This window comes from Bacteroides faecis MAJ27 (genome assembly GCF_900106755.1).
Taxonomy (GTDB): domain Bacteria; phylum Bacteroidota; class Bacteroidia; order Bacteroidales; family Bacteroidaceae; genus Bacteroides; species Bacteroides faecis.
The window spans coordinates 59,011-73,386 of record NZ_FNNN01000023.1; the positions used below are offsets into that span (position 1 = coordinate 59,011).

At 42.5% G+C, this 14,376-nt stretch carries 11 protein-coding genes; 7 read left to right on the top strand and 4 right to left on the bottom strand.

The window, feature by feature from the left end:
* Positions 1-11: 11 nt before the first annotated feature.
* Positions 12-1,709 carry a S41 family peptidase gene (locus BLW31_RS17980; RefSeq protein ID WP_010535623.1) on the top strand — a complete coding sequence of 566 codons (1,698 nt, stop codon included), beginning with the start codon at positions 12-14 and terminating at the stop codon, positions 1,707-1,709.
* Between the two features lie 77 nt (positions 1,710-1,786).
* Here the strand turns inward: BLW31_RS17980 and BLW31_RS17985 are convergent, their stop codons facing one another.
* Positions 1,787-3,358 (bottom strand): PAS domain-containing sensor histidine kinase, encoded by a 1,572-nt coding sequence (locus BLW31_RS17985; protein ID WP_010535622.1) that lies wholly within the window; start codon positions 3,356-3,358, stop codon positions 1,787-1,789.
* A gap of 184 nt (positions 3,359-3,542) precedes the next feature.
* On the opposite strand from BLW31_RS17985, the gene ahcY reads away from it, so the two are divergent.
* Positions 3,543-4,961: an adenosylhomocysteinase gene (gene ahcY, locus BLW31_RS17990; RefSeq protein WP_010535621.1), complete on the top strand. Its 1,419-nt coding sequence runs from the start codon at positions 3,543-3,545 to the stop codon at positions 4,959-4,961.
* Positions 4,962-5,079: 118 nt separating this feature from the next.
* On the top strand, positions 5,080-7,611 hold the full coding sequence (locus tag BLW31_RS17995) for a YfhO family protein (protein ID WP_010535620.1): 2,532 nt from the start codon (positions 5,080-5,082) through the stop codon (positions 7,609-7,611).
* 141 nt (positions 7,612-7,752) lie between these two features.
* Here the strand turns inward: BLW31_RS17995 and BLW31_RS24900 are convergent, their stop codons facing one another.
* Together BLW31_RS24900 and BLW31_RS24905 are read right to left on the bottom strand one after the other, a co-directional pair.
* Positions 7,753-8,022 carry a hypothetical protein gene (locus tag BLW31_RS24900; RefSeq protein ID WP_224207246.1) on the bottom strand — a complete coding sequence of 90 codons (270 nt, stop codon included), beginning with the start codon at positions 8,020-8,022 and terminating at the stop codon, positions 7,753-7,755.
* On the bottom strand, positions 8,019-8,321 hold the full coding sequence (locus BLW31_RS24905) for a DUF4890 domain-containing protein (protein ID WP_109115412.1): 303 nt from the start codon (positions 8,319-8,321) through the stop codon (positions 8,019-8,021). The genes BLW31_RS24900 and BLW31_RS24905 overlap by 4 nt, the downstream gene beginning before the upstream one ends.
* 297 nt (positions 8,322-8,618) lie before the next feature.
* On the opposite strand from BLW31_RS24905, the gene BLW31_RS18005 reads away from it, so the two are divergent.
* The 4 genes from BLW31_RS18005 to BLW31_RS18020 are packed head-to-tail and all read left to right on the top strand — an operon-like array spanning position 8,619 to position 13,620.
* Positions 8,619-9,944 carry a TolC family protein gene (locus tag BLW31_RS18005; RefSeq protein ID WP_010535617.1) on the top strand — a complete coding sequence of 442 codons (1,326 nt, stop codon included), beginning with the start codon at positions 8,619-8,621 and terminating at the stop codon, positions 9,942-9,944.
* A 24-nt stretch (positions 9,945-9,968) separates the two neighbouring features.
* Complete coding sequence (locus tag BLW31_RS18010) at positions 9,969-11,060, top strand: HlyD family secretion protein (protein ID WP_010535616.1); 1,092 nt, start codon at positions 9,969-9,971, stop codon at positions 11,058-11,060.
* 5 nt (positions 11,061-11,065) lie between these two features.
* Complete coding sequence (locus BLW31_RS18015) at positions 11,066-12,703, top strand: hypothetical protein (RefSeq protein WP_029425068.1); 1,638 nt, start codon at positions 11,066-11,068, stop codon at positions 12,701-12,703.
* Positions 12,704-12,747: 44 nt separating this feature from the next.
* Positions 12,748-13,620, top strand: a complete 873-nt coding sequence (locus BLW31_RS18020) for a helix-turn-helix domain-containing protein (RefSeq protein ID WP_010535614.1) — start codon at positions 12,748-12,750, stop codon at positions 13,618-13,620.
* A 28-nt stretch (positions 13,621-13,648) separates the two neighbouring features.
* On the opposite strand, the gene upp is transcribed toward BLW31_RS18020, so the two are convergent.
* Entirely contained in the window at positions 13,649-14,302 is a 654-nt protein-coding gene (gene upp / locus BLW31_RS18025; protein WP_010535613.1) for a uracil phosphoribosyltransferase, read from the bottom strand.
* Positions 14,303-14,376 lie beyond the last annotated feature (74 nt).

Below are 14,376 nucleotides of genomic sequence, written 5' to 3' on the forward strand. Positions count from 1 at the left end.
ATGAAAGATATATGAAAAAATTGCTGAATAGGCGGATAGCTCTTGTGGGAGTGGTTGTAATAGCTACGGTAGCTTTCTTTAGTTTTAAGAGTGGAGACGACCGCAATTTCCAGATAGCCAAGAATCTGGATACATTTAATGCGATTGTGAAAGAACTGGATATGTTCTACGTGGATACCATTGATCCGAATAAGACTATTCGTGAAGGGATTGACAATATGCTTTTCTCGCTGGACCCTTATACAGAATATTACCCGGAGGAAGATCAGAGCGAACTGGAACAGATGGTGAAAGGAAGCTTTGGAGGTATTGGCTCCCTCATTACTTATAATACGAAGTTGAAACGCTCTATGATTGCCGAACCGTTCGAAGGGACTCCGGCAGCCAAAGCTGGACTGAAAGCGGGAGATATCTTGATGGAAATAGACGGAAAAGATCTTGCCGGAAAGAATAACTCAGAGGTTAGCCAGATGTTGCGCGGACAAGCGGGTACAAGTTTTAAACTGAAAATAGAGCGTCCTAATGAGAAAGGTGGTCAGACACCGATGGAGTTCACCATTGTGCGTGAGTCTATTCAGACACCTGCCATTCCATATGCTGCTGTGATGGATAACAAGGTGGGATATATCAGTCTGAGCACATTCTCCGGTAATCCTTCCAAAGATTTTAAGAAGGCATTGCTGGATCTGAAGAAACAAGGAGCTACTTCTTTGGTTATCGACCTTCGTAATAATGGTGGTGGTCTGCTGGATGAAGCAGTTGAAATAGCTAATTATTTTCTGCCCCGTGGAAAAGTGATTGTAACGACCAAAGGAAAGACCAAACAGGCAAGCAATACCTACAAGACCCTGCGTGAACCGTTGGATTTGGATATTCCGATTGCTGTATTGGTAAACAGTGGTACGGCTTCTGCTTCTGAAATCCTATCGGGTTCTTTGCAAGATTTGGATCGTGCTGTTATCATTGGTAATCGTACATTTGGAAAAGGGCTTGTTCAGGTTCCTCGTTCTCTGCCATATGGAGGAATGATGAAAGTAACTACTTCCAAATATTATATCCCAAGCGGACGCTGTGTGCAGGCGATTGACTATAAACATCGGAATGAAGATGGAAGTGTGGGAACCATTCCAGATAGCCTGACCAAGGTGTTTTATACGGCTGCCGGTCGTGAAGTGCGTGATGGAGGTGGTGTGATGCCTGATATTACTGTCAAGCAGGAGAAACTACCGAATATCCTGTTCTATCTGGTACGTGATAATCTGATTTTTGATTATGCTACTCAATACTGTTTGAAGCACCCTACTGTTGCTGCTCCTGAAAAATTTGTAGTGACGGATGCTGATTATAATGATTTCAAGGCATTAGTGAAAAAAGCAGACTTCAAATATGATCAGCAAAGTGAGAAGATTTTGAAAACATTGAAAGAGGCTGCTGAGTTTGAAGGCTACATGACAGATGCTGCTGAAGAGTTTAAAGCTCTGGAAAAGAAGTTGAACCATAACCTCGACCGTGATTTGGACTATTTCTCTAAGGATATCAAGAGAATGATTGCTAATGAAATAATCAAGCGTTATTATTATCAGAGAGGTGGTATTATTGAGCAGCTGAAAGACGATGATGATTTGCAGGAAGCGATAAAGATACTGAATGATCCTGCGAAATATAAAGAAATGCTAAGTGTGTCGGTGGCGAAAGAAGAAAAGAAGTAACGATCATTTTTTGATAAATACAGAAAGCGGTGAGTATCTTTACAATATTCACCGCTTTCTGTAACATATATACGTATTTACTGGTTGGCTAACGGAAATGTGAAATAGAAGGTTGTGCCTTCGTTTTCTTTTGAATATACCCGGATGTGTCCACCCATCCTTTCTACCAATATCTTACAGAGTGTGAGTCCCAGTCCGGTACCTTGGGCGAAGTCGTCCACTTTGCCAAAACGCTGGAAAATGGTAGCAGCTCTTTCTGCCGGAATGCCGATGCCGGTATCTTTCACATAAAATTCTACAAAACTCTCTTTATTGAGAAAACCGAAATGGATTTCTCCTTTCGGGGTAAATTTAACGGCATTGCTAAGCAGGTTGCTTATGATTTGTATCGTTCGGTTCCAGTCAGCGGATATGAATGTGTTGGCATCTCCTCCATCCAGAATCAGTTGTACGCCTGTTTGGGCTTTATGGACATATTGTTGTTCTAATTGCAGACAGATGTCCAGTATTTTGATGGGCTGAATATTGAATTTAAGAGAGCCGGCTTCCAGGCTGGATAAATCGAGAATATCGTTAAAAAGATTCAGCAGCATATCTGAATTTCTTTCAATGATTTCAGCATACTGCATCTTTTCATTTTCGTTGTTTGTGCTGGATATCAATTTAGAGAATCCTACAATCGCATTCAGTGGTGTACGAATTTCGTGACTCATGTTTGCCAGGAAAGCCGATTTTAACCGGTCTGCTTCTTCGGCCTTGATACGGGCTGCGTCCAGTGCTTTCTCCGTTTTCTTAATTTCTGTGATGTCCCACGAGATACCGATAATATAGGGATGTCCGTTATTGGAAGGTACAAGGCGTTTCATGGTGGTTATTGTACGGATTTCTCCGGTAGCGGTCATGTATTCTTCAAAATAATCCAGTTTCCCTTCTTTAAGTACCTTCATATCGTCAAGGTGGAATTTCTCCATATCTTCCGTCCGTTTAAAAATCTCAAAATCATTTCTGCCGATAGCTTTCTCGATGGGGATTCCGGAGTAGTCGGCAAAAGTTTTATTCCAGTATAAGTATCTGAAATCATTTCCGGAATCTTTGACGAACAGATATACGGGAACATTATTCACGATGGCTTGCATTAGTGAGTTGAGCCGCATAATCTCATTTTGTTGTTCGGCATTGGTTTGCTCTGTTTCCCAGAGTTGCGAAACATCACGGCACATGCATAACAGGTATTCTTTGTCGAGCAGAGAAAGCCAGTGTTCGTAGTGATGTGATACGCCATCCTGCATTAAGTCATGCCGGGCGATAGCACTATTTCCGGTGCTGAATACTTTTTCCATATTTCTGCGTATGTTGTTATACGCATCTTCCGGAAGAATATCTTTTATATTGGATTGGGTGATACTGTCTGCTGTAGTGCCCTCTACGTGATTGGTGGATGGAGAGGATACCAGTTCCACAATGTTGGCATTACGGTCGAGAACAGTAAGCATATCAGGCAGATTGTCTAATATACGTTTGGAATATCTGTCTCGAAAACGTTCTTTTCTGCCAGAGGCTGATTCGGAGGAGAGTTGCTCTACTTTTTTCTCGAGATTTTGTATAATTTCTAACAGCTCCGCTTTTGTCTTGTTGTTGTAATCCTCCATAGGGGATAAATAATAACAGTTTTATGGTTGTGAAAAATGCATTTTTATGTTGCAAATATAGAATAAAAATTCAAGAAACGACCGAACTCCCAAGTTATTATAATATAAAAAAGAAGGATAGCTTTTGTCCTACTAATCAGAATGTTCTATCTTTGCACCAATTATATTTTAAATGATTTACAATATGTCTACAGAATTATTCTCTGCGCTGCCTTATAAAGTGGCAGATATTACGCTTGCTGACTTCGGACGCAAGGAAATCGATTTGGCAGAAAAAGAAATGCCCGGCCTGATGGCTCTTCGCGAAAAGTATGGAGAATCCAAACCGTTAAAAGGTGCCCGTATCATGGGATCATTGCACATGACCATCCAGACCGCTGTACTGATTGAAACATTGGTTGCGCTGGGCGCGGAAGTGCGCTGGTGCTCATGTAATATATATTCAACTCAGGATCATGCAGCTGCTGCGATTGCTGCTTCCGGGGTTGCGGTATTTGCCTGGAAAGGTGAGAATCTCGCCGACTATTGGTGGTGTACGCTGCAAGCCTTGAACTTCCCTGGTGGAAAAGGTCCGAACGTAATTGTAGACGATGGTGGTGATGCTACTATGATGATTCATGTCGGTTATGATGCTGAGAAGAATGCTGCCGTGCTGGATAAGGAAGTACATGCAGAAGATGAAATAGAATTGAATGCCATTCTGAAAAAAGTGCTGGTTGAAGATAAGACCCGCTGGCATCGTGTAGCTGAAGAAATGCGTGGTGTGTCGGAGGAGACGACGACTGGTGTACACCGTTTGTATCAGATGCAGGAAGAAGGCAAACTGCTATTCCCGGCATTTAATGTGAACGATTCAGTGACAAAGTCTAAGTTTGATAACCTGTACGGATGTCGCGAATCATTGGCTGACGGTATCAAGAGAGCAACCGATGTGATGATTGCCGGTAAGGTAGTTGTCGTATGTGGCTATGGTGATGTGGGTAAGGGATGTTCACATTCAATGCGTTCTTACGGAGCACGCGTACTTGTGACGGAAGTAGATCCGATCTGTGCACTACAGGCTGCAATGGAAGGTTTCGAAGTTGTGACAATGGAAGATGCCTGTACCGAAGGTAATATCTTTGTGACTACTACGGGTAATATTGATATCATTCGTATCGACCACATGGAGAAAATGAAAGATCAGGCAATTGTATGTAACATCGGACACTTCGATAATGAAATTCAGGTAGATGCTTTGAAACATTACCCGGGTATCAAATGTGTAAACATCAAGCCGCAGGTAGACCGCTATTATTTCCCGGATGGTCACAGTATACTTTTGCTGGCTGACGGTCGTCTGGTGAATCTGGGATGCGCAACAGGACATCCGTCGTTTGTGATGAGTAATTCATTTACCAATCAGACGTTGGCTCAGATCGAGTTGTTCAACAAGAAATACGAAGTAAATGTATATCGCTTGCCGAAACATCTGGATGAAGAAGTAGCCCGCCTGCATCTCGAAAAGATCGGTGTGAAACTGACGAAACTGACTCCTGAACAGGCCGCTTATATCGGTGTATCGGTAGACGGACCTTATAAGGCTGAACATTATAGATACTAATTTAATTGACAATTGACAGTTGACAAATGACAATGGGCAGCTATATAGGAGGTGTGACCTGCCGGGCTGCTATTGTTGACCTTCAATTGTCAATTGTCAATTGTCAATTGTCAATTTTATGAAGAAGTTCCTTCCCGACTTAATTGCTATTTTAGCTTTTATCATTCTTTCTTTTGCTTATTTTTTTCCGGCTGATATTGAAGGTCGTATTTTGTTTCAGCACGATACGGTGGCTGGAGTGGGAGCCGGTCAAGAAGCTCAGGAATATCTTGAACGTACAGGGGAACGTACCCGCTGGACAAATTCTCTTTTTGGAGGTATGCCTACCTACCAGATGTCTCCGAGTTATGATTCTACCAAACCGCTGAAGTGGATAGAAAACATCTATCATTTGTATCTTCCGCCCTATGTAGTGTTGACTTTCATTATGATGCTTGGGTTCTATATCCTTTTGCGGGCATTTGGGCTATCTGTCTGGCTGTCTGCTTTAGGAGGAATCATCTGGGCCTTCTCTTCTTATTTCTTTATCCTGATATCGGCAGGGCATATATGGAAATTTGTCACATTGGCTTATATTCCGCCTACGATTGCCGGTATTGTGCTGGCTTATCGGAAAAAATATCTGTTGGGAGGAATTATAACGGCTCTGTTCATCGCGCTTCAGATTCAGTCGAACCATATTCAGATGAGCTATTACTTCATGTTCGTCATCCTGTTTTTTGTAGGAGCTTACTTTGAGGATGCTTATAAGAAAAAGGAACTTCCACATTTTTTCAAAGCGAGTGCTGTTCTGATATTAGCTGCGGCAATAGGAGTATGTGCCAATCTTTCTAATCTATATCATACTTATGAGTATAGTAAGGAGACAATGCGGGGGAAGAGTGAACTGAAACAGGAAGGCCCTGCCGCCAATCAGACTAGTAGTGGGCTGGACCGTAACTATATTACGAACTGGAGTTATGGAATTGGTGAAACGCTTACTTTGCTGGTGCCGAACGTAAAGGGAGGAGCGTCGGTTCCTTTGGCAAAGAATGAGACAGCGATGGCAAAAGCGAATCCGATGTATAGCAGCATTTATTCGCAGTTAACACAGTATTTTGGCGATCAGCCTATGACTTCCGGTCCGGTATATGTGGGAGCTTTTGTTCTGTTTTTGTTCATACTGGGATGTTTTATTGTGAAAGGACCGCTGAAATGGGCCTTGCTGGGAGCTACAATCTTTTCTATCCTGCTTTCGTGGGGAAAGAACTTTATGGGTTTAACGGACTTTTTTATCGACTATATACCCATGTATAATAAGTTCCGTGCCGTATCTTCCATTTTGGTTATTGCTGAATTTACGATTCCACTGTTAGCGATCTTTGCTTTAAAAGAGGTCTTGACTAAACCGGAAATCTTGAAGGGGAAAGAGAATCGGACAGGTGTAATTATTACTCTGGCGCTGACGGCCGGTGTTTCGCTGATTTTGGCAGTTGCTCCGGGAGTTTTCTTCTCCAGCTATATTCCGGCACAGGAAATGTCGGCTCTACAGCAAGGGCTGCCTGCTGAGTATCTATCTCCGATCGTTGCTAATTTGGCAGAAATGCGCAAGGCGATGTTGACAACAGATGCATGGCGTAGTTTCTTTATTATAGTCGTAGGATGTTTCTTGCTATTCCTCTATCAGCAGAAAAAGTTGAAGGCTTCTCTGGCTGTGGCCGGTATTGCAATTCTTTGTCTGGTGGATATGTGGACTGTCAATAAACGCTATTTGAATGATGAACAATTTGTACCGAAGTCCAGACAGACAGGGGCATTTGTTAAAACTCAGACAGATGAGATGATCCTTCAGGATACGGCTTTGAATTATCGGGTATTGAATTTCGTAGGATTCCCCAATAATACTTTCAATGAAAATAATACTTCATACTGGCATAAGAGTGTTGGTGGTTATCATGCAGCCAAGTTGCGTCGTTATCAGGAAATGATTGATCACCATATAACTCCGGAAATGAAGGATACCTATCAGGAGGTTGCTGCCGCTGGTGGTGCGATGGATAGTGTGGATGCTTCTAAATTCCGGGTGCTGAATATGCTGAACACGAAGTACTTTATCTTCCCTGCCGGTGAGCAAGGACAGACAATTCCTGTCGAGAATCCTTATGCGTACGGCAATGCTTGGTTTGTGGATAAGGTGCAGTATGTCAATAATGCGAATGAAGAGATTGATGCGCTGAATGATATTCTTCCGACGGAAACAGTTGTGGTCGATGCGAAATTTAAGGATCAGTTGAAGGGCGTAACGGAAGGTTATAAAGACTCCTTATCTACTATTCGTCTGACCAGCTACGAACCGAATCGCTTGGTATATGAGACTTCTTCTGCCAAAGATGGGGTAGTTGTTTTTTCTGAGATATATTATCCGGGCTGGCAGGCAAAGATTGACGGACAGCCGGCAGATATTGCTCGCGCTGACTATATTTTGCGTGTAATGAATGTACCTGCGGGTAAGCATACTATTGAGATGTGGTTTGATCCGCAGAGCTTGCATGTGACGGAAAGTATAGCTTATGCATCGTTGGCGTTATTGCTGATCGGAGTGATGGTGTTGATTTGGTTTAGCAAGAAGAAGTTAGTTCCCCAAAAGAAAGATGAGATTGAAAAGTCTTAATTCTACTGTCTGATCTCAAAGACTTGTATATTTATACTATATATTTAAAGCGGCTCCCTTCATCCCGAAGAGAGCCGCTTATGCATTCACTAAAAAATTATGAAAAACAAACGCTGTTATATGTTTAAATAGTTAGAATTTTCAAATTTTATTCGTATGATTGCCTTTATGCATCCTCATCTGAGGGGCCTTTTGGCGGGCAGTAGCCTGTTCGGTTTGCCACTTTGCATATTGTTCCGGAGTCAGAATTTTTTTTATCTTTTTCTTTTTAGCTTCTGCGGCTTTCTTTTGTATATCTTCAACATTCTGTTCTTTGTTCATCATAGGACGTTCCCCCATATCGTCGGGAAAGTTTCCTTCGCCCATTATCGGCGGTTCGCTACCGCCCATTGGCGGGCGACCGCCTCTCATGCCCGGCCTCCCATTGGCGGACGTTGTTCGCCGGAGTTTTGCATAGCTTTGAAATGTTCTTTCTGCTCTTTCAGATTCAGCTTATAGATTTTCTTGTATTGCTTTTCTGTCAGTTGAAGTGACTCTTGCATCCTGTCAGTCATTTGAGTTGCTATCTTTTCAGGATTCGGAACTTCGTGTGGAAGGCGTTGCTCATACTGCTGTCTTTCCTGTGGTTCCGGATGGTCTTGTGCCACAGCCAGACTGCTGCAACTTATCAGGCAGGCAGCAAGCCCTATTAGTCTCATGTTTCTTTTCATTCTTTTTGCTGTTAATTGGTTTCATATTCCAAAGTTAAGTAGTAGTTGAAATAGATGAAAATGAAATCGACAAAGAACGGAGTTTTATCTATAAAACATGGTGTCACTATCCTATGATGATAGTGTAAGCATCCTTGTCGGATGGTGTCACTATGAGTGCCGGATAGTGACACCATCCTGTTTCAAGAAAGAAACGAAGGCAGAAAAAAGGAAAATGTGAACATAAACAGTTGATTTATGGATAGTCTCATTTTATCCTAAGCCATTAAATTTGTGCCTGATTATAGAACGATTATTATGAAAAGACTATTGTTCATTTTTTCCTTTTTTTGCCTGCCTGTTATCGGTGGGAGTGCACAGAATGTTCTGACTCTGGAGAACTGCCTTCGTATAGGGATTGAAAATAATCTCTCGTTGCAGGGCAAACGAAAAGCAATGCAAAAAAGTAAGTATGGTGTTTCAGAGAATCGGGTGAAATTGTTGCCGCAGATCAATGGTTTTGCTAATTTCAATGATAACATCGATCCGCCTGTCTCCGTGACTGACGGTTCTTCTTATGGAGTGCCATATAATATCACCCGGACACTGCAATATGGTGCCAATGTCGGACTGGAATTACAGATGCCACTTTATAATCAGACTCTTTACACTTCGATTTCTATTGCAGAAATTGTGGATGAGATGAGCCGGCTTTCGTACGAAAAGGCAAGAGAAGATTTAATCTTGCAGATTAGTAAAATGTATTATCTGGGGCAAGTTACCGCGGAGCAGATCGCATTGATAAAAGCCAATATTACCCGATTGGAGGAATTGAGAGATATCACTCAGGCCTTTTTCGATAATGGAATGGCAATGGAAGTTGACCTGAAGCGGGTGAATATCAATCTTGAAAACCTGAAAGTGCAGTATGACAATGCGCAGGCGATGATGACACAACAGCTGAATATGCTGAAATATATCATGGATTATCCGGCAGAGAAGGAGATTGGATTATTACCGGTCAATACGGATAGTATTGCTACGGTAGCGTTGACCGGATTATCGGAAAATCTGTATGAACTTCAGTTGCTTCAATCGCAGGTACAGCTGGCAGAGAGGCAGAAACGGTTGATAAGTAATGGTTATATTCCTTCTCTCAATCTGACGGGGAACTGGAGGTTTGCTGCTTATACGGATGAGGCTTATCATTGGTTCCATTCCGGTCCGTCTAATCATTGGTTCCGTTCTTATGGAGTGGGGTTGACTTTGCGTATTCCTATCTTCGACGGTCTGGATAAGAAATACAAGATCCGGAAAGCGATGATTGATATTGAAATGATGAAACTTTCGCAGTTGGACATACGGAAGAACCTGCATACGCAATATCTGAATGCAGTCAATGATTTGATGAACAACCAACGCAACTTTAAAAAGCAGAAAGACAATTATCTGCTTGCCGAAGAAGTGTATGCAGTTACTACTGACCGTTACAGGGAAGGAATCACATCGATGACTGAGGTGCTGCAAGATGAAATGCGGATGAGTGAAGCACAGAATAATTACATTAGCGCACATTATAACTATCGGGTGACTAACCTGATGTTGTTGAAGTTGACCGGACAGATAGCGTCCCTGTTCAAATAATAGATAACTAATTGAATCATTCATATGGAAACAATGGAAAAAAATACAGTCTCCGGTACACATCAGGAGAAAGCTAAGAAGATGAGAAAATTACGTCGTTGGCAGATAATAGTAAGTTTATTTGGAGTCGCTATTATCGTTTGGGGAGTGATTGAAGTTGTTTTTCTCTTTCTGGGCTATAAGCAGACAGAGACCAGTAATGATGCACAGATAGAGCAATATGTGTCGCCTGTCAATCTGCGTGCATCAGGCTATATTAATAAGATTTATTTCACAGAACATCAGCAGGTGCACAAAGGGGATACATTGCTGGTGCTGGATGACCGCGAATATAAAATCCGGGTGATGGAAGCTGAAGCTGCATTGAAAGATGCGCAGGCAGGCGCTACTGTGATAAATGCGACCTTGCAGACTACGCAAACAACTGCATCTGTATATGATGCTTCTATTGCCGAAATAGAAATCCGGCTGGCAAAATTGGAGAAGGACCGGCAACGCTATGAAAATCTGGTCAAACGAAATGCGGCCACACCTATCCAGTTGGAACAGATTGCGACCGAATATGAAGCTACCTTCAAGAAGCTGGAAGCGACAAAGCGTCAACGGGAAGCAGCTCTTTCAGGAGTGAATGAAGTTTCTCATCGTCGTGAGAATACGGAAGCTGCTATTCAGCGTGCGACGGCTGCGCTTGAGATGGCACGGCTCAATCTTTCATATACAGTTGTATTGGCTCCTTGTGATGGCAAGTTGGGCCGGCGTTCGTTAGAGGAGGGACAGTTTATTACAGCAGGACAATGCATTACGTATATCCTTCCGGATACCCAAAAATGGATTATTGCTAATTATAAAGAAACGCAGATTGAGAATCTGCGTATCGGGCAGGAAGTTGCCATCACGGTAGATGCTATCAGTAAGAAAGAGTTTACAGGCAAAGTGACTGCTATTTCCGGAGCGACTGGTTCCAAATATTCACTGGTGCCAACGGATAATTCAGCAGGAAACTTCGTAAAGATACAGCAGCGTATTCCTGTCCGTATTGATTTCACGGATTTGTCGAAAGAAGATAATGATAAGTTGGCGGCAGGTATGATGGTAGTAGTAAAAGCTAAACTCTGATGATCATGCCTTCATGTCCTAGAAATTATCCTTTTTACAATTGGGTGCCCAAACCGGTAGGTATTATCATCCTATTGTTCTTTTTCCTGCCCATTCTTTCAGTAGGCGGAGTTTATTCTGTAAACAGTACCGAGATGATGAGCGGCTTAGGCATTATTTCCGAGCATATTCAGTTTGCTAATTTTGTGACCTCTATCGGTATGGCAGCGTTTGCTCCTTTTTTGTATGAACTGGTTTGCATACGCCGGGAGAAGCTGATGTGCATAGGTGGCTTTGCACTTATGTATGTTTTCAGTTATGTGTGTGCCAAAACTGACAGTATCTTTTTGCTGGCGCTTTGTAGTCTGCTGACAGGGTTCCTGCGTATGGTGCTGATGATGGTCAATCTGTTTACATTGATTAAATATGCTTTTGGTATGGAGGCAACGCGTAATATCACTCCCGGCATGGAGCCGAAAGATGCGGCGGGATGGGATAAGCTGGATATAGAGAAATGTGTCAGCCAGCCGGTAGTTTATCTGTTTTTTATGATTTTGGGGCAAATGGGCACAGCGCTGACGGCTTGGCTGGCTTTCGAATACGAATGGAAATATGTATACTATTTTATGATGGGCATTCTGCTGCTTTCCATTCTGATCCTGTTTATTACGATGCCTAATCATGGCTTTACCGGACGCTTTCCGATCAATTTCCGTAAGTTCGGCAATGTAACTGCCTTTTGTATATCATTGACGTGCATCACTTATGTGTTGGTTTATGGCAAGGTGCTGGACTGGTATGATGATCAGTCTATTTGTTGGGCAACGGCAGTCAGTATTCTTTTTGCCGGTATTTTTCTTTATATGGATGCTACCCGGCGATCCTCTTATTTTATATTGGGAGCGCTGCGGCTACGTACGATTCGCATGGGAGCTTTGCTTTATTTACTACTGATGATTATTAATTCCAGTGCGATGTTTGTCAATGTGTATGCAGGGGTTGGGATGCACTTGGATAATTTGCAGAATGCATCATTGGCAAACTGGTGCATGGTTGGTTATTTTATAGGTGCCTTGATTTCTATTGTGTTGGGGTCTAAAGGGGTACATCTGAAATATCTTTTTGCTCTTGGCTTTTTCTTTTTGGTGTTATCGGCAGGATTTATGTATTTTGAGGTGCAGACAGCCGGACTTTACGAGCGAATGAAATATCCTGTGATTATCCGTACCATCGGGATGATGATTCTATATGCGTTGACAGCGGCTTATGCCAATCAGCGGATGCCTTTCAAATATCTTTCTACCTGGATCTGCATTATGCTTACCGTGCGCATGGTGCTGGGCCCGGGCATTGGAGGGGCAATCTATTCGAATGTATTGCAGGAGCGGCAGCAACATTATATAACCCGTTATGCGCAAAATGTAGATCTGGTCAATCTGGAAGCTTCCTCCTCCTATAGCAATACTGTGCAGGGAATGCAATATCAGGGAAAGAGTGAAACGGAAGCACATAATATGGCTGCTATGTCCGTCAAAGGGCGGATACAAGTACAGGCAACACTCTCTGCTGTGAAAGAAATGGCGGGATGGACTATTTATGCTGGTGTTATTTGTATGATTTTTGTGCTCGTTGTGCCTTATCCCAAACGAAAATTGCTAACTTAGTATTGTTTTTCAAATAGTAATCAGATTATAAGTGTTTTGTTATTATGAATACTTTTCAGGAACGTTTGTTACAACTGGACCGGGATTTATTGAGTGGGAACAATATCTGTAGTTCGAGGGGAGTGCTGAACGCCTTTCCGTCTTCTTTAAAGAAACTCTTTCTCATGAGGGGGCTTGGGCTGATTATCTGTCGGCAGGGAAATTTTCAGTTTGCGCTGAATCAACGCTTATTTCGGGCAAACGCCGGCGAAACTCTCTTTATCCCGGAAGATTCGCATTTCCAGGTGCTTCAGGAATCCGAAGATATGGAGGTATTTATTCTTGCCTATCAGATCCAGCCTATACGGGATATTATCGGTAATTCGGTTGTTTCCATGTATATGTATTCACAACTTATTCCGGAACCTTGCTATGTGTGGACTACTGGGGAAGAAAATGAAATCGTAAAATACATGTCTTTGCTGGACAGTGCTCTGGAAATGGAGGAGAGTGTGTTCAACCTTTATGAAAGAAAACTCCTTTTGCTGGCCCTTACATATCGGATCTGTTCTATTCACAATCGTAAACTGATCAGTGTAGGGCAAGAAACCGGGGGAAGAAAAAATGAAATCTTTGTCCGGCTGATTCAACTCATAGAGCAATATTATATGAAGGAACGTGGAGTCGGATTCTATGCAGATAAGCTTTGTCTGTCTCCCAAGTACCTGTCTGCGCTTGCCAAGAATATTTGCGGATATACAGTACAGGAGCTTGTCTTTAAAGCTATTATCCGTAAGTCGATCTCATTACTCAAAAATACACAGAAAGACATTCTGGAGATATCTAATGAATTAAACTTCCCCAATGCTTCTTATTTCGGCACATTCTTTAAGAAGCAAATGGGGATGTCGCCTCAACAATATAGGAGGAACCTTTAATGGGAAAAGTTTTCTCCTGTATTGACTGTTATTCTTTTTCTCCGTAAGCCAGATCGCCTGCGTCGCCCAGTCCCGGCACAATGTAGGAATGTTCGTTGATTTCAGGATCGATGGCCGCGCACCAGATGGTTGTTTTGTTCTCGGGAAATACATTCATAATATGTTCGATTGCGTGTTGGCTGGCAATGATGGACGCTACGTGAATTTCGGCTGGATGACCTTTGGTGAGCATTGCCTGGTAGCTTAGCTCCATGCTGCCGCCTGTAGCCAGCATTGGGTCAGTGATAATCAGCGTTTTGTCATCAATACGGGGAGAAGCGATATATTCTATGTGTATATCAAACTTCAGTGTGTCCTTATATTTACGATAGGCAGAGACGAATGCGTTTTCCGCCCCGTCGAAATAACTTAGAAAACCCTGGTGAAAAGGAAGACCGGCGCGGAGAATGGTGCTGATGACAAGCTGGTTGTCCGGTGTGCTGACGGGAGCAATACCTAGTGGTGTCTGGATGTTTTTTACAGAGTATCGGAACTCTTTGCTCATTTCGTAGGCCATGATTTCTCCGATCCGTTCAATATTACGGCGGAAACGCAGGCGGTCGTTCTGAACTTCTACATTTCTGATTTCGGATATGTACTGGTTTAGAATCGAATTTGTTTGGCTAAAATCAATTACTTTCATATTATAGTTTAATCATAATTTAATCTCATTTTCATCGTATTGACAACATACTGGCTTGCAAAGTAAACGATAAT